At 72.4% G+C, this 14133-nt stretch carries 17 protein-coding genes and 1 riboswitch; of the genes, 1 reads left to right on the forward strand and 16 read right to left on the reverse strand.

Annotation, left to right across the window (positions count from 1 at the left end; all coding sequences use genetic code 11):
* Nucleotides 1-13: 13 nt before the first annotated feature.
* The 10 genes from thiD to RB614_RS02360 form a co-directional block, all read right to left on the reverse strand.
* Entirely contained in the window at nucleotides 14-805 is a 792-nt protein-coding gene (gene thiD, locus RB614_RS02315) for a bifunctional hydroxymethylpyrimidine kinase/phosphomethylpyrimidine kinase (protein ID WP_308710633.1), read from the reverse strand.
* Complete coding sequence (locus RB614_RS02320; protein WP_308710634.1) at nucleotides 802-1425, reverse strand: thiamine phosphate synthase; 624 nt, start codon at nucleotides 1423-1425, stop codon at nucleotides 802-804. The genes thiD and RB614_RS02320 overlap by 4 nt, the downstream gene beginning before the upstream one ends.
* The gene (locus RB614_RS02325) at nucleotides 1422-2189 is read right to left on the reverse strand and encodes a thiazole synthase (RefSeq protein ID WP_308710635.1); all 768 of its coding nucleotides are present in this window, start codon (nucleotides 2187-2189) and stop codon (nucleotides 1422-1424) included. Before RB614_RS02325 ends, RB614_RS02320 begins: the two co-directional genes overlap by 4 nt.
* 2 nt (nucleotides 2190-2191) lie before the next feature.
* Entirely contained in the window at nucleotides 2192-2392 is a 201-nt protein-coding gene (gene thiS / locus RB614_RS02330; protein WP_308710636.1) for a sulfur carrier protein ThiS, read from the reverse strand.
* Nucleotides 2389-3414, reverse strand: a complete 1026-nt coding sequence (gene thiO, locus RB614_RS02335; RefSeq protein WP_308710637.1) for a glycine oxidase ThiO — start codon at nucleotides 3412-3414, stop codon at nucleotides 2389-2391. Before thiO ends, thiS begins: the two co-directional genes overlap by 4 nt.
* Nucleotides 3411-4034 carry a thiamine phosphate synthase gene (gene thiE, locus RB614_RS02340; RefSeq protein ID WP_308710639.1) on the reverse strand — a complete coding sequence of 208 codons (624 nt, stop codon included), beginning with the start codon at nucleotides 4032-4034 and terminating at the stop codon, nucleotides 3411-3413. Before thiE ends, thiO begins: the two co-directional genes overlap by 4 nt.
* A riboswitch (TPP riboswitch) is annotated at nucleotides 4028-4136 on the reverse strand. It overlaps the preceding gene by 7 nt.
* A gap of 54 nt (nucleotides 4137-4190) precedes the next feature.
* Nucleotides 4191-4814, reverse strand: a complete 624-nt coding sequence (locus RB614_RS02345) for a Uma2 family endonuclease (protein WP_308710641.1) — start codon at nucleotides 4812-4814, stop codon at nucleotides 4191-4193.
* Between the two features lie 81 nt (nucleotides 4815-4895).
* Entirely contained in the window at nucleotides 4896-6668 is a 1773-nt protein-coding gene (locus RB614_RS02350; RefSeq protein ID WP_308710642.1) for a copper resistance CopC/CopD family protein, read from the reverse strand.
* A 32-nt stretch (nucleotides 6669-6700) separates the two neighbouring features.
* Nucleotides 6701-8299, reverse strand: coding sequence for an ABC-F family ATP-binding cassette domain-containing protein (locus RB614_RS02355; RefSeq protein ID WP_308710643.1), 1599 nt, complete (start codon nucleotides 8297-8299; stop codon nucleotides 6701-6703).
* 32 nt (nucleotides 8300-8331) lie between these two features.
* The gene (locus tag RB614_RS02360) at nucleotides 8332-8931 is read right to left on the reverse strand and encodes a class I SAM-dependent methyltransferase (RefSeq protein ID WP_308710645.1); all 600 of its coding nucleotides are present in this window, start codon (nucleotides 8929-8931) and stop codon (nucleotides 8332-8334) included.
* A 108-nt stretch (nucleotides 8932-9039) separates the two neighbouring features.
* On the opposite strand from RB614_RS02360, the gene RB614_RS02365 reads away from it, so the two are divergent.
* Nucleotides 9040-9843, forward strand: coding sequence for a hypothetical protein (locus RB614_RS02365; RefSeq protein WP_308710646.1), 804 nt, complete (start codon nucleotides 9040-9042; stop codon nucleotides 9841-9843).
* A gap of 61 nt (nucleotides 9844-9904) precedes the next feature.
* On the opposite strand, the gene truA is transcribed toward RB614_RS02365, so the two are convergent.
* The 6 genes from truA to rpsM form a co-directional block, all read right to left on the reverse strand.
* Nucleotides 9905-10714, reverse strand: coding sequence for a tRNA pseudouridine(38-40) synthase TruA (gene truA, locus RB614_RS02370; protein WP_308710647.1), 810 nt, complete (start codon nucleotides 10712-10714; stop codon nucleotides 9905-9907).
* A gap of 67 nt (nucleotides 10715-10781) precedes the next feature.
* The gene (gene rplQ, locus RB614_RS02375) at nucleotides 10782-11339 is read right to left on the reverse strand and encodes a 50S ribosomal protein L17 (RefSeq protein ID WP_308710648.1); all 558 of its coding nucleotides are present in this window, start codon (nucleotides 11337-11339) and stop codon (nucleotides 10782-10784) included.
* A 33-nt stretch (nucleotides 11340-11372) separates the two neighbouring features.
* On the reverse strand, nucleotides 11373-12395 hold the full coding sequence (locus tag RB614_RS02380) for a DNA-directed RNA polymerase subunit alpha (protein WP_308710649.1): 1023 nt from the start codon (nucleotides 12393-12395) through the stop codon (nucleotides 11373-11375).
* Between the two features lie 90 nt (nucleotides 12396-12485).
* Nucleotides 12486-13112, reverse strand: coding sequence for a 30S ribosomal protein S4 (gene rpsD, locus RB614_RS02385; protein WP_308710650.1), 627 nt, complete (start codon nucleotides 13110-13112; stop codon nucleotides 12486-12488).
* Between the two features lie 16 nt (nucleotides 13113-13128).
* Nucleotides 13129-13536: a 30S ribosomal protein S11 gene (gene rpsK / locus RB614_RS02390; RefSeq protein ID WP_173077318.1), complete on the reverse strand. Its 408-nt coding sequence runs from the start codon at nucleotides 13534-13536 to the stop codon at nucleotides 13129-13131.
* 71 nt (nucleotides 13537-13607) lie between these two features.
* Complete coding sequence (gene rpsM, locus RB614_RS02395; RefSeq protein ID WP_308710651.1) at nucleotides 13608-13988, reverse strand: 30S ribosomal protein S13; 381 nt, start codon at nucleotides 13986-13988, stop codon at nucleotides 13608-13610.
* Nucleotides 13989-14133 lie beyond the last annotated feature (145 nt).

Here is a 14133-nt window from a genome sequence, read left to right on the forward strand (position 1 = left end):
CCTCCAAACCGAGCTAGATCGCTTTCCAGTCGAGGTGGTCGAGCGGCCCCGTGCCGCCGCCCAGCTTCCAGTCGCGGGCGCCGGCCAGCGCCCGCGCGACGTACTGCTTTCCGAACGCCAGCGCGTCCAGCACCGAGTCGCCCAGCGCCAGCCGCGCCGCGATCGCCGCGGAAAACGTGCAGCCCGTGCCGTGCGTGTTGTGGGTGAGGATCCGCGGGTAGCGCAGGAAGCGGGTGCCCGCCTCGGTCCACACCGCGTCGACCGCCTCGTCGCCGGCCACCATGTCGCCGCCGGTCACCACCACGAACTTCGGGCCGCCCGCCGCGAGCTGCCCGGCCGCGCCCGCCATGTCGGCCGGCGTGGTGACCGGCCAGCCGACCAGCGCCGAAGCCTCTTCGCGGTTGGGGGTGGCGACCAGCGCGTACGGCAGCAGCCGCTCGATCGCCCCGACCACGCCGAGGCGCCGCCCGCTGGACGAGGAGAGCACCGGGTCGACCACGAGGTTGGGGAGCAGCCCCGCCCGGGCCTTGGCCAGCACCGCCGCGCCGACCTCGGCGGTGGCGAGCATGCCGGTCTTGGTCGCGGCCGGCGGCAGGTCGTCGAGGAGGGAGTTGAGCTGGGCGCTGACGACGTTGCCCGGCAACGGGTAGACGTCCTGCACGCCCCGGGTGTTCTGGGCGGTCGCCGCGGTGACGACCGAGGTGCCGTACACGCGCAGCGCCGCGAAGACCTTGAGGTCGGCCTGGATGCCGGCGCCCCCGCCAGAGTCGGAGCCGGCGACGGTGAGCGCTATCGGAGGTGTCATGACCACACTCCACCCCGGCCAGCAGGGGTTTTGACGGACAGCGTCGCACTGAGCAGGTCACGGACCACCGCCGCCGGGTCGTCCGCCCGCATGACCGCGCCCATCACGGCCACCCCGGCGGCACCGGCGGCGAGGCAGCTGGCCGCGTTGCCGGGTGTGATCCCGCCGAGCGCGAGCAGCGGCACCGGCGAGCGGGAGACCAGCCGGGCCAGACCGCCGAGCCCGAGCGGCGGGCCGTACCCCGGCTTGGACGGCGTGGGAAAGACCGGCGACACCATCGCGTACCGCTCGCGGCTGAGCCGGGACAGCTCGGCCTCGTCGTGGCAGGAGCGGCCGACCAGCGGCAGGTCAGGGGGCGGATACGGACCGGCCGCCGGGAGGTGGACCGCGTCGCCGCCCAGCGGGTCCGGCCCGGCCACCACCAACAGACCGCCGACATCCGCGAGCACCGCGCGCAGGGCCTCCGCCAGCGCCGCGCGCTCGTCGGGGGGCATGTCCTTTTCCCTGAGTACGACGCATCGGGCCCCGCCCTCCACGGACGCCGCGACGGTCTCGGCGAGCGGCCGGCGCGCCGTCCGCCGGTCGGTGAGGACCACGACCCCCGACAACTCTGGCCTCACAGGTGCGGCCTGCCTTCGTCCGGGGTGGACGCGAGCGCGTGGAAGCGGCGCGGTATCCGCCCGGCGCGGGACGCCAACCGTCCCGCCTCGATCGCATGGCGGATCGCCGCGGCCATGCTCACCGGGTCGGCGGCCCGGGTGATCGCGCTCGCCACCATCACGGCGTCGCAGCCGAGCTCCATCGCGAGCGCGGCGTCCGAGGCGGTGCCGATGCCCGCGTCGAGGATCACCGGCAGGTCCACCGACTGGCGGATCAGCTGGATGTGGTGCGGGTTGGCGACGCCGAGCCCGGAGCCGATCGGCGAGCCGGCCGGCATCACACCCGCACAGCCGGCGTCGGCCAGGCGGCGGGCGAGGATGGGGTCGTCGGTCGTGTACGGCAGCACCTGAAACCCGTCCGCCACCAGCTCCTCGGCCGCCCGCAGCAGCTCCACCCCGTCGGGCAGCAGCGTGCGCTCGTCGCCGATCACCTCCAGCTTCACCCACGGCGTCTCGAACGCCTCGCGGGCCAGGTGGGCCACCTTCACCGCCTCGCGCGCGGTGTAGCAGCCGGCGGTGTTGGGCAGCACCCGTACGCCGCAGCGGTCGAGCATGTCGAGCAGCCCGCCGTTCATGGTCGCGGCCGCGTCGACCCGGCGCAGCGAGACCGTGACCAGCTCGCTGCCGCTCTCCTTGACCGCCCGCTCCAGGATGTCCAGATTGGACGCGCCGCCGGTGCCGAGGATCAGCCTCGACCGCAGCTCCACCCCACCGATCTTGAGCACGGCTAACCCCCTTGCGCCGCGGTCAGGACCTCGACCTGGTCGCCGTCGCGCAGCGCCGCGCCCGCCCAACCGGCCCGCGGCACCACCTCGCCGTTGACCGCGACCGCGACGCCCCGCGCGACCGACGTCACCACCCGCACCACGTCGGCGACGGTCGCCCCTTCGGGCAGCGCCCGCGGGTTGCCGTTGACGACCACCTTCATGCGAACCTCCCGGGCGCGAACGGTCCCAGCATCGGATCCGGCTCACCCGTCTCCACCAGGTCGGCGACCAGGTCGGCGGTGAGCGGGGTGAGCACGATCCCGTGGCGGTGGTGCCCGGTCGCCACGATCACGCCGTCGCCGAGGGGGCCGATCAGCGGCGCGTTGTCGGGCGTACCCGGGCGGTGGCCGGCGATCGCCTCGGCCAGCTCGTACTCGTAGATCTCCGGGACCAGGTCGGCGGCGGCGCGCAGCAGCTCCACCACCCCACCGGCGGTGACGTGCGCGTCAGCGCGCTCCTCCACGGTGGCCCCGACGACGACCTCGCCGTCGAGTCGCGGTACGAGATAGATGTGCCGGCCATCCGCGTACCCGCGAATGACGCGCGAGAAGCCCGGCGGCTGGTGGCCCGGCGCGCGGAGGCGGAGGATCTGGCCCTTGACCGGGCGGACCGGAAGGCCGGTCAGCGCGGCCGACCCGGTGCCGGCGGCGACGACCTTGACCCGCGCGGGCCCGGCCTCGCGGACCAGGCTCGCGCCCGCGGCGGTCGCGGCCGTCCGCAGCGCGGGGACCAGCCGGCGCGGGTTGACCTGGTGGTCGTCGGGCGCGTGCGCGCCGCCGCGCACGCGCGGCGAGAGGAGCGGCTCGCGGTCGCGCAGCTCCGTGGGGCGCAGCGGGGTGATCGGGAGTCCGAGACCCGTCTGGTACACCCGGAGGCGCTCCGCCTCGGCCAGGTCGTCCCCGGTCAGCGCGACGACGAGCGTGCCCTCGGCGCGGTAGCCGATCTCCTCGGCGCCCAGCTCGGCGGCGAAGGCCGGCCACCGCTTCGCGGACTCGACCAGCAGGGCGGTGAGCTGGGCCTCGCCGAAGTACGCCTCGGCGACCGGCCCGAGCATCCCGGCCGACGCGTGCCAGGCGCCGCGCAGCCCGTCGTCCACCACCTCCACGGCCATGCCCCGCGCGGCGCACCGCCACGCGATCGCCAGCCCGATGGGGCCGGCGCCGACGACGGTGACGTCCTTCATCGGAGGGCTTCCGCCAGTTCCTTGGTGGCCTTGGCCGGATCGGGCGCCTGGGAGAGCGCGCCGATCACCGCCACCCCGTGCGCGCCCGCCGCCCGCAGCTCGGGTATCCGCTCGGCCGTCACCCCGGCTATCGCGATCACGGGTACATCCACCGCGCCGGCCACGGCCGCAACCCCCTCGACGCCGATCGGTGGTGGGAGGCCGTCCTTGGTCGTGGTCGCGTACGCCGGACCGACGCCCAGGTAGCTCGCCCCCGCGTCGACGGCGGCCTTGGCGGTCACCGGCTCGCGCGCGGTCGCGCCGAGGATCGCGTACGGCCCGAGCACTCGCCGCGCCGCGTCGACCGGCAGGTCGAGCGCACCGACGTGACCCCCGTCGGCGCCGACCGCCAGCGCGATGTGCAGGCGGTCGTTGACCAAGCAGGTGGCCCGGGCTTCGGCACAGAGCGCCCTTACCCGCACGGCCAGCTCGTATGCCTCGCGGTCGGTGGCGCCGTCCTCGACCCTGACCTGCACGGCGAGGTGCGGGCCGGCGACGGCGAGGGCCGCCTCGACGACGGCGAGCGGCTCCCGCCCGGGACGGGTGTCGGTGATGAGATGAAGCCGGGGAAACGGCCGCATGCAGCACTCCTCCCTGCGCCGGCATTACCCGGATCAGGTTCGACGGTCGAGGGCTGCATGCCCCCCTCTCAGCCCGGTGCACCGGGCTCCCGTGGGTCACTCCTTCGGCGAGAGTACGACGCCGTTAACGCTCGCGTAAAGAGGCAGCTACTCAGATCACCGGCGGCGACCGAGCAACACGGCGGGGTCGATCTCGATCGGCACGATCGTGGGCGTGCGGTCGACCACCACCGGCAGCCGGTGCGTTTCGCCGGCCGGGTGCAGGGTGGTGTGCCACTCACCGTCGTCACCGAGCAGCCGCACCACGATCGCCGGCACCGGTCCGAAGTGCTCGCGCCACGAGCGCAGCTCCACCCGCCAGTAGCAGGGGATGCCAGCGCCGGCGTACAGCGCGGCCTTCTTCACCCGGTCGTCCGAGGCGTTGGAAGGCGAGACCACCTCGATCACGGTGTGCACGAGGTCGGCCGGAAAGCCACGCGGGTGCTCCGCGGGGTCGCCGGTGGTAACCAGGAGGTCGGGCACCGGGCCGTCGCCGCTGGGCAGGCGCACCGCCGCATTCGTAATCGCCTCGACCTCGACGGCGAGGTAGGACATGAGCCTCTCGCGCAGCCGGTCGGCGGCGAGGTTGTGCGCGGGTTCGGGGGGTGGGACCACGACGAGTGCGCCTTCCAGGACCTCATAGCGCAGCCCGGTGTCGGGCAACTCGAACAGGGTATCCACGGTGAACGGCGGCCGGGGCCACGCCTGCGGCACCGGCTCAACCTCCACTGGCATCGCCATGGCAGGTCACCTCCCGTCTCGCACGAGTATCCCACTGGAAGCGAACGGGTACGACCTGTGGGTGGATCCCGCTGTCTTCGGTTAGTCGACCGATACGGTGGTTTTGACGGTGGCCTGGTTCAAGTCGTCCAGGCGGATCGTGAGGGTCAGGTCCCACTTGCCGGGGTACGGGAAGGTGATCGCGCCGATTCCCTGGTTGCCGCGGATCGATACCACGTCGTTGGGGATGGGTGGGATGCCCTTCTCCGGCAGCGCCGCCGTCACCCGCCACTCGGCCACCTCGACCGGCTTACCCGCGGGCGTGTAGACGAACGCGTGCAGCGTATTGTTTTCGCCGATCTGCACCGGGAAGATCTCGAACTGCACGGAGAAGATCGGGCTGTTCAGCGTCGTGGAAAAGCCGACCGCCTCGGCGGCGGCCTGTGCCTCGATCTCCGCCGACCGGCCGGGCGTGGTCTGTACGAGCACCGAGCTGGCCGCCAGCACGACCGCCGCCAGCCCCAGCTCCGCCGCGACGAGCCGGCCCAGGCGGCCCCTGCGCGCGCGGCCCGCTCCCGCGGACGGCGATCCGTCCGCGCCGGCTCCGAAGGCGCGGCGCAGCACCAGGCGGCGGGAGAGGAACGCTACCGCCAGCACCACGCCGAGCAGGCCGGCCTTGGCGAGGATGAGCTGGCCGTACCGGGTGTCGAAGAGCGCGCCCAACCCGCCGATCTCGATGACCGCCTGGAGCACGCCGCCGAGCACCAGCCAGCACACCGCCACGGCGGCCCAGCGGGACCAGACCGGCAGGATCACGCCGACCACGCGTTGGTCGGCCCAGCCCCGCCGGAGTACGAAGCCGACCAGTACCACCAGGCCGCCCAGCCACACCGCCATGCTGGCCAGGTGGACCACGTCCGCGGCCGCCGACACGGGCGGCACCGGCGAGGCAGCGGCGTGCCCGGCGAGCGGCCAGGTCAGCAGCCCCAGCACGCCGAGCAGCAGCAGTGGCAGTGACGACCGCCGCACCGTGGCCGGGGGCGGTGGCACGGCGGGCGGGCTGGAAAGGACCGGCGGCCCGCCGGAGCCCACGAGCGTGCGGACCCGCGCCCGCGCCGGGACGGAGACGGAGGCGCGCACCGGTGGGCGTACCCGGAGCAGGGCCACGACCGCGACCAGCACGGCCAGCCGTACCCCCGTCCAGAGGCCGAACGGGCTCAGCGCCACGTCGCGCAGCTCCGCCACCGACACGTCGAGCGGGCCGGCGCCCGAGGTGTACGGCGCCTGCAGCCAGAACGAAGCCACGGTGCTCGCGCCCACCAGCCCCAGCCCGACCCGCACCAGCCGCATCGGGCCGCGGGTCGGGGCGCGGCGGGGCCAGAGCACCGAGAGGAAGAGCAGCGGGCCGACCACGAGGGTGAGCCCGACGTAGCCGGCGTACTTGGCGACCGGCAGCAGCGCGCCCACCGTCGGGTCGTCCTCCAGCGCGGACGGGGCGGTCTGCGACGGCGCGCCGACGGAGAACATGAAGCCGCCCGACAGCGGGTGCCCGTCGGCCGAGATGATCCGGTAGCTGACCAGGTACGTGCCGAGCGGGTGGTCGGCGACCCGCACGTCCAGCGAGAGCGTGCCGCCCGACGCCACCGGGTCACCCGTGCTGATCCGCTTACCGTCCGGGGCGATGACCTGCGTCTTGCCGGGGATCACGCCCACCGGCTCGTTGAACGTGAGCGTCACTCTGGTCGGCGACGAGCCGATCACCGAACCCTGCTCGGGTGTGGTCGACACGAGCGCCGCGTGCGCGCTGGCGGGTGCGGCGGGCACGAGCAGGGCCAGGCAGAGCCCGACCAGCAGTGCGCCCGCCCAACGCTTCATGCAAGAAGGTTCGGATTTCGCCGGTGGATGGTTCAATCCCAGACCGGCTCGGCGGACTCCTTCACCTCGCCGTCGCCACCGAAGACCACGAAGCGGTCGAACGACCGGGTGAACCACCGGTCGTGCGTGACCGCCACCACCGTGCCCTCGAACGCCGCGAGCCCCTCCTCCAGCGCCTCGGCCGAGGCCAGGTCGAGGTTGTCCGTGGGCTCGTCGAGCAGCAGCAGCGTCGCCCCGGAGAGCTCCAGCAGGAGTACCAGGAAGCGCGCCTGCTGGCCGCCGGAAAGCGTGCCGAACCGCTGGTCGCCCTGCCCGGCCAGGTCGTACCTGTTGAGCGCCTTCATCGCCGCGTGCCGGTCCATCCCGCTGCGATGGTCGTCGCCGCGCCACAGGATCTCGACGAGCGTCTTGCCGAGCAGCTCGGGATGGTCGTGCGTCTGCGAGAAATGGCCGGGACGGACCCGGGCGCCGAGCCGGGCCACGCCGGAGTGCACCACTGCGGACGGCGTGTCGAGAAGGCGCAGGAAGTGGGACTTGCCGGTGCCGTTGGCGCCGAGCACGGCCACCCGGTCGCCGTACCAGATCTCCAGGTCGAACGGGTAGGTGAGGCCGTCGAGCTCGAGCCGCTCGCACATGACGGCCCGCTTGCCGGTGCGCCCGCCGGCGAGCCGCATGCGGATGTCCTGGTCGCGCGGGGGCAGCGGCGGCGGCCCCGCCTCCTCGAACTTGCGCAGCCGGGTCTGCGCCGCCTGGTAGCGCGAGGCCATGGCGTCGTTGTACGCGGCCTTCTGCTTGTACATGAGCATCAGCTCGCGCAGCTTCTGGTGCTCCTCGTCCCAGCGCCGGCGCTGCTCCTCCAGCCGGTCGTGGCGGGCCGCCCGGGCCTCGTGCCAGGAGGCGAAGCCACCCGGGTGCACCCACGCGCTGCCACCCTCGACCGCGACGACCCGGTCGGCGGTACGGGCCAGCAGCTCGCGGTCGTGCGAGACGTACAGCACGGACTTGCTCGACTCGCGCAGCCGCTCCTCCAGCCACCGCTTGCCGGGCACGTCGAGGAAGTTGTCCGGCTCGTCGAGCAGCAGCACCTCGTCGGTGCCGCGGAGCAGCAGCTCCAAGGCGAAGCGCTTTTGCTGGCCGCCGGAGAGCGTACGCACCGGGCGGTCGCGTACCTCGTCCCAGGGCTTGCCGAGCACGAGCGTGGCCACGGTGTCGAAGAGCACCTCGGCGTCGTACCCGCCCGCCTCGCCCCAGGCGGCAAGCGCGTTCGCGTACGCGATCTGCTTGCGCTCGGTCGGGTCGTCGTGGACGGCGGTCTCGGCGGCGGCGAGCCGCTCGCCCGCGGCCCGCAGCGGCGGCGGGGCGAGCGAGAGAGCGAGCTCGCGCAGCAGGGTCTGATCACCGATCATGCCGATGAACTGCCGCATCACGCCGAGCCCGCCGGCCCGGGCGATCGCGCCGGTCGCCACCGGCAGGTCGCCGGCGACCATCCGCAGCAGCGTCGTCTTGCCGGCACCGTTGGGACCGACGAGCGCGATCTTGGCGCCCTCACCGACCCGGAACGAGACGTCGCGAAACAACTCCCGCCCGTCCGGCAGCGTGTGCCCGACACCGGCGACGTCCGCGTAACCCACGCCGGCATCTTCCCCGACGGGTGGCGTGGCGGTCACCCGACTTTTAAGACGCGGTACCCCTTCTGGCTGGCGTGCCGCTCGACCCGGCGCCCCTGCTCCTCCAGCCATTTCTGGAGCGAGTCACCGCCCAGATGGCGGGCCACGACCAGCCAGGCCACCCCGCCGGGCGCGAGGCGGGGCAGCCACCGGTCGAGCATCGCGTGCAGCTCCGCCTTGCCGACCCGGATCGGCGGGTTGGACCAGATCTCCGCGAACCGCACCTCCGCCGGCACCTCCTCGGGCGCGGCGACCCGGAGGTTGCCGGCGCCGAGGTGGGCCGCGTTCTCCGCGGCGAGCGCCCGGGCCCGCTCGTTGACGTCCACCGCGTAGACGGTCGCGCCCGGTGCGGACATCGCCAGCACGCAGGCGATGGGGCCATAGCCACAGCCCAGGTCGAGGAAGGGACCGGCGGCACCGGCCGCGGGTAGCGGGGCTTTGCGCAGGAGTACGGCGGTGCCGGGGTCGAGCCGGTCGGCGGAGAAGACACCGGCGGCGGTGACCAGCCCGTACTTCCGGCCGCCGGCGGTGAACTCCACGTCGCGGCGGCGCTCACTCACGCTCGGCTGGGCGCTGAAGTAATGCTCTCCGGTCACGCCGAGCATTCTCACACGCGGTCGTTTCGCGCCTGGAAGTTCCCTCTTAAGGGGAACTGTCCACCTATTGCCATAAATTGCGAAACATGGTCTATTAGTCTGTCCTGCATGGTTCAGCGGCGTTGGCACCGCTTCGCCGGTAGACACGCGCACACCGGACCCCGCCACGCCCGGCCCAGCGGCATCTCCGAGTTGCTGGCCCGGCCACAAAAGCGCACCTGGCAGGCGTTCACCACCGGGCTTGGGATCTTCGCGATGCTCGGCGTGTGCGGGCTGAGCTCGTTCTTCATCGTCGCGGACGAGCGGCAGGGGCGAGATGCCCAAGCGTCCGGGGCGCCACCGCAGGTCAGCGTGCTTCGCGACATCAGCTCCCGCGAGGTCGACCCGGAGCCGCTCACCCCGGCCGAGGTGTTTCCCGGCCCGGAGGTGGTGGTCGATCCGGCGCGCCCGGCGTACCGGGTGCTCGCCACCCGCGCCGACCGCCGCTGCGCCACCGCGGCGAGCGGCGACATCGGCGTGCTCCTCACCGACCTGGGCTGCGCGCAGGTGGTACGCGGGACGCTGCGCGCGCCGGCCGGCGGCTACCTGGTGACCGCCGGCATCTTCAACCTGGACGACGTCGCCGGCGCCGACTGGGCCCGCGAAAAGATCAAGTCCATGGTGGACGGCGAGCACGGCCGCTTCCAGGGGCTGCGTGCGGGCAAGGGCACCGAGGCGATCGTGCTCTCGTCGGCCCGGGTGGGGTGGCACGTGCGGGGCCACTTCCTCGTGTACTGCGTGACCGCTCGCGCCGACGGCCGGCCGATCCCGCCGGGCGACGCCGGGGCCGGGCAGATCCTCACCGACATGCTGGAGCTGTACCTGCGCGGGACCGTCCTGGAAAAGCGAGCGGTCGTCTCGCCCTCCCCGTGATCGAAGCTCCCCCCACGTCGCTAGAACGACTGGGGGGGGGCTTCGTTCCCGGGGGGACGGCTCAGCCCCGTAGCCGCCGGGTGAGTTCGGCGCGGCGGGCGTACTCCTCGGGATCCTCGGGATAGCCGACCGCGACCAGCGTGAGGCCGTGCGCCGGCGCGACGGTCACCCCGCTTTCCCGCTCGCGGCGGCTCAGCAGGCCAGCCGGCCAGTCGACCGGGCGGCGCCCGTCGCCGGCGGCCAGCAGCGCCCCTACCAGGCTGCGCACCATCGCCTGGCAGAACGCGTCCGCCTGCACGGTGGCGACCAGCGTCCCGTCCGGGTCACGCCGCCAGTCCAGGCGGCTGATCGCCCGGATCGTGGTGGCGTTCTCCTTGCGCTTGCAGTACGCCGCGAAGTCGTGCTCGCCCAGGAAGCCCTTCGCGGCGGCGTTGAGCGTGTCCACGTCGAGCGGGCGGGGCCAGGCGAGCGTGTCGTGGCGGCGCAGCGGCTCGGCGCCGTACGGCGCGTCGGTCACCCGGTACTCGTACCGGCGGAACGTCGCGGAAAAGCGGGCGTCGAAGTCATCCGGTACCTCCCGGACCGCACGCACCCGGGCGTCCGGCGGCATGACCGCGGCCAGCCGGCGTACCAGCGTCGGCGCCAGCCGGGCCCACGCCTCGTCGGGCAGGTCGACGTGGCACACCTGGCCGGTCGCGTGCACGCCCGCGTCGGTACGCCCGGCCACCGTGAGGCCGCTCGCGCCGTCCGGGCCGAAGAGCCGCGCCAGCGCCTCGGCGAGGACCCCGGCCACGGTGCGCCGCTCCGGCTGGGCGGCCCAGCCGGAGAAGCCCGTGCCGTCGTACGACACGTCCAGCCGTACCCGGGTCATCGCCCCTCCAAAAGCGCCAGGGCGCCCCTCACGTGGTGAGGGACGCCCTGGCCAACGTGCTTTGCGGTCAGTCCTTGACCTTGTCGTCGGCGCCCGGCGCGTCCGCGTCGGAGGCCTCCGGCGTGGCGTCGGTCTCGGCCTCGTCGTCCACCTTGGACGCCGGGGTCGGCTCGTCCTCGGCCGGCGCGAGCGCCTCGACCTTGTCCTGCTGGGCCGCGGCCTTTCGGGCCGTCTTCTTCGCGGCCTTGGCCGGCGGCGCGGCGACCACCAGCTCCTCGACCAGCTCGATGATCGCCATCGGCGCGGCGTCGCCCTTGCGCGGACCGGTCTTCACGATCCGGGTGTAGCCGCCGTTGCGGTTCGCGTACCGCGGCGCGATCTGGTCGAACAGCTCGAAGACCACGTCCTTGTCCCGGACCACGGTCAGCACGCGGCGCCGCGAGTGCAGGTCACCGCGCTTGGCCTTGGTGATCAGCTGCTCGGCGAGCGGCCGCAGCCGCCGGGCCTTGGTCTCGGTGGTGGTGATCTTTCCGTGCCGGAACAGCGACGTGGCCAGGTTGGCCAGCATCATCCGCTCGTGCGCGGGGCTACCGCCGAGGCGGGCGCCCTTCGTGGGCGTGGGCATCGTCTGGTGCTCCTCGTTCGTGCCGGCAGCCGGTTAGAGCTGCTCAGTCTCGCGGTAGTCGTCGGAGTCGTAGTCCACCTCGCCGAAGGAGTCCACGACGTGCGCCGGGTCGAAGTTCGGAGCCGAGTCCTTCAGCCCCAGACCCATCCCGGCGAGCTTCATCTTGACCTCGTCGATCGACTTCTGACCGAAGTTCCTTATATCGAGGAGGTCCGCCTCCGTACGGCCGATCAGCTCGCCGACGGTGTTGATGCCCTCGCGCTTGAGGCAGTTGTACGACCGGACGGTCAGGTCGAGCTCCTCGATCGGCAGCGCCAGGTCGGCAGCCAGCTGCGCGTCCTGCGGCGACGGGCCGATGTCGATGCCCTCGGCGGTCTCGTCCAGCTCGCGGGCCAGGCCGAAGAGCTCGACCAGGGTGGAGCCGGCGGAGGCCAGCGCGGTACGCGGGCCGATCGAGGCCTTGGTCTCGACATCGATGATCAACCGGTCGAAGTCGGTGCGCTGCTCGACACGGGTCGCCTCGACGCGGTACGTCACCTTGAGCACCGGCGAGTAGATCGAGTCGACCGGGATCCGGCCGATCTCGGCGCCGGCCTGCTTGTTTTGCGCGGCGGTGACGTAGCCGCGACCCCGCTCGACGGTCAGCTCCATGTCGAGCCGGCCCTTGGCGTTGAGGGTGGCGAGCTTGAGGTCCGGGTTGTGCACGGACACACCGGCCGGGGGCTGGATGTCACCGGCGGTGACGTCGCCCGGGCCCTGCTTGCGCAGGTACATGCTGACCGGCTCGTCGTGCTCGGAGCTGACGCACAGCTCCTTGACGTTCATGACGAGCTCGACCACGTCCTCCTTGACCCCGGGGATCGTGGTGAACTCGTGCAGCACGCCGTCGACCTTGATGGACGTCACGGCCGCGCCCGGGATGGACGACAGCAGCGTACGGCGCAGGGAGTTGCCGAGCGTGTAGCCGAAGCCGGGCTCGAGCGGCTCGATGGTGAACCGCGAACGGGTCTCGCTGATCGACTCCTCGGAAAGAGTCGGCCGCTGGGTGATGAGCACTGTGTTTTTTCCTTCGGTCGGGGCTGCCCGCTATTTGACAGCCGCCCACGTGGCGGCCGGCGCGCCAGGACGACGCGCCGGCCACGAGCTTTACTTCGAGTAAAGCTCGACGATCAGCTGCTCCTGGACCTGGGTGTCGATCACCTGCCGGGCCGGGAGGGTGTGCACAAGGATCTTCATCTGGCTGGGGATCGCCTCCAGCCACGCCGGAACGGTCTTGGAGCCGGCCTCGGCCTGGGCGACGATGAAGGGCGTCAGCTCCTTCGACTTGCCCCGGACCTCGACGATGTCGTGCTCCTTGACGCGGTACGACGGGACGTCGACCTTCTTGCCGTTGACCACGAAGTGGCCGTGCTTGACGAGCTGGCGGGCCATGTCGCGAGACTTGGCGTAGCCGGCCCGGTAGACGACGTTGTCGAGCCGCGACTCCAGGATCTGGAGCAGCACCTCACCGGTCTTGCCCGGCTTGTGCACGGCCTCGTCGTAGTAGCCACGGAACTGCTTCTCCAGCACGCCGTAGACGCGGCGGGCCTTCTGCTTTTCGCGGAGCTGGAGCAGGTACTCCCCCTCCTTGGTGCGGCCGCGGCCGTGCTGCCCGGGCGGGAACGGCCGGGACTCGAACGGGCACTTCGGACCGTCGCACTTGCTGCCCTTGAGGAACAGCTTCATCTTCTCCCGCCGGCAACGGCGGCAGTCAGCACCGGTGTAACGAGCCATCTCTCTTCGTTCTCCCTCAGACCCGGCGACGCTTCGGCGGACGGCACCCGTTGTGCGGCTGCGGCGTGACGTCGGCGATCTGGCCGACCTCGAGGCCGACGGCCTGCAGCGAACGGATGGCGGTCTCCCGGCCGGAGCCCGGACCCTTCACGAACACGTCGACCTTGCGCATGCCGTGCTCCATGGCCCGGCGGGCGGCCGCCTCGGCGGCCAGCTGCGCGGCGAACGGGGTCGACTTGCGGGAACCCTTGAAGCCCACCTGACCGGCGGACGCCCAGGAGATCACCGCACCGGTCGGGTCGGTGATCGAGACGATGGTGTTGTTGAAGGTGCTCTTGATGTGCGCCTGCCCGTGGGCGACGTTCTTGCGTTCCTTGCGCCGGACCTTCTTGACAGCGGCCCCGGTGCGAGCCTTCGGTGGCATAAGTCTTCTGCGCTCCTAGATGCTTCTCAAGATCAGCACCGCGCGGGGCCCTCCCGGCCCCGGGCGCGGCTTTACTTCTTGCCGGGCTTCTTCTTGCCGGCGACGGTCCGCTTCGGACCCTTGCGAGTGCGTGCGTTGGTGCGGGTCCGCTGCCCGCGGACCGGAAGCCCGCGGCGGTGGCGGATGCCGGCGTAGCAGCCGATCTCGACCTTGCGGCGGATATCTGCGGCGACCTCGCGGCGCAGGTCACCTTCGACCTTGAAGTTGGCCTCGATGTAGTCACGGAGCTGAACGAGCTCTTCGTCCGTGAGGTCCTTGGCGCGCTTGTCGGGGCTGATGCCGGTGGCGGTGAGCGCCTCGATGGCGCGGGTCCGACCGACCCCGAAGATGTAGGTGAGCGCGATCTCCATCCGCTTGTCGCGGGGGAGGTCGACGCCGACTAGACGTGCCATGTGCGGGCGTACTCCTCGTGGTTTCTCGCGGAGGTCTGTGCCCGTCCCACCCCGCCTGCCCAGACGGGCCCCGGCCTCCGACCGGGGGTCAGCCACGAGTCACGCCGATGATCGACGGATTCCGCGGCTGGGACGAGCGTCTTCT

Source organism: Phytohabitans maris, from assembly GCF_031085175.1.
Lineage (GTDB): Bacteria > Actinomycetota > Actinomycetes > Mycobacteriales > Micromonosporaceae > Phytohabitans > Phytohabitans maris.

What these genes read in the sequence shown, in the direction of transcription:
- RB614_RS02365 (WP_308710646.1), top strand. Translation starts at nt 9,040, where the DNA reads ATGGTTCAGCGGCGTTGGCACCGCTTCGCCGGTAGACACGCGCACACC.
- truA (WP_308710647.1), bottom strand. Translation starts at nt 10,714, where the DNA reads ATGACCCGGGTACGGCTGGACGTGTCGTACGACGGCACGGGCTTCTCC.
- thiD (WP_308710633.1), bottom strand. Translation starts at nt 805, where the DNA reads ATGACACCTCCGATAGCGCTCACCGTCGCCGGCTCCGACTCTGGCGGG.
- rpsD (WP_308710650.1), bottom strand. Translation starts at nt 13,112, where the DNA reads ATGGCTCGTTACACCGGTGCTGACTGCCGCCGTTGCCGGCGGGAGAAG.
- RB614_RS02350 (WP_308710642.1), bottom strand. Translation starts at nt 6,668, where the DNA reads ATGAAGCGTTGGGCGGGCGCACTGCTGGTCGGGCTCTGCCTGGCCCTG.
- rplQ (WP_308710648.1), bottom strand. Translation starts at nt 11,339, where the DNA reads ATGCCCACGCCCACGAAGGGCGCCCGCCTCGGCGGTAGCCCCGCGCAC.
- thiO (WP_308710637.1), bottom strand. Translation starts at nt 3,414, where the DNA reads ATGAAGGACGTCACCGTCGTCGGCGCCGGCCCCATCGGGCTGGCGATC.
- thiE (WP_308710639.1), bottom strand. Translation starts at nt 4,034, where the DNA reads ATGCGGCCGTTTCCCCGGCTTCATCTCATCACCGACACCCGTCCCGGG.
- rpsK (WP_173077318.1), bottom strand. Translation starts at nt 13,536, where the DNA reads ATGCCACCGAAGGCTCGCACCGGGGCCGCTGTCAAGAAGGTCCGGCGC.
- rpsM (WP_308710651.1), bottom strand. Translation starts at nt 13,988, where the DNA reads ATGGCACGTCTAGTCGGCGTCGACCTCCCCCGCGACAAGCGGATGGAG.
- RB614_RS02345 (WP_308710641.1), bottom strand. Translation starts at nt 4,814, where the DNA reads ATGGCGATGCCAGTGGAGGTTGAGCCGGTGCCGCAGGCGTGGCCCCGG.
- thiS (WP_308710636.1), bottom strand. Translation starts at nt 2,392, where the DNA reads ATGAAGGTGGTCGTCAACGGCAACCCGCGGGCGCTGCCCGAAGGGGCG.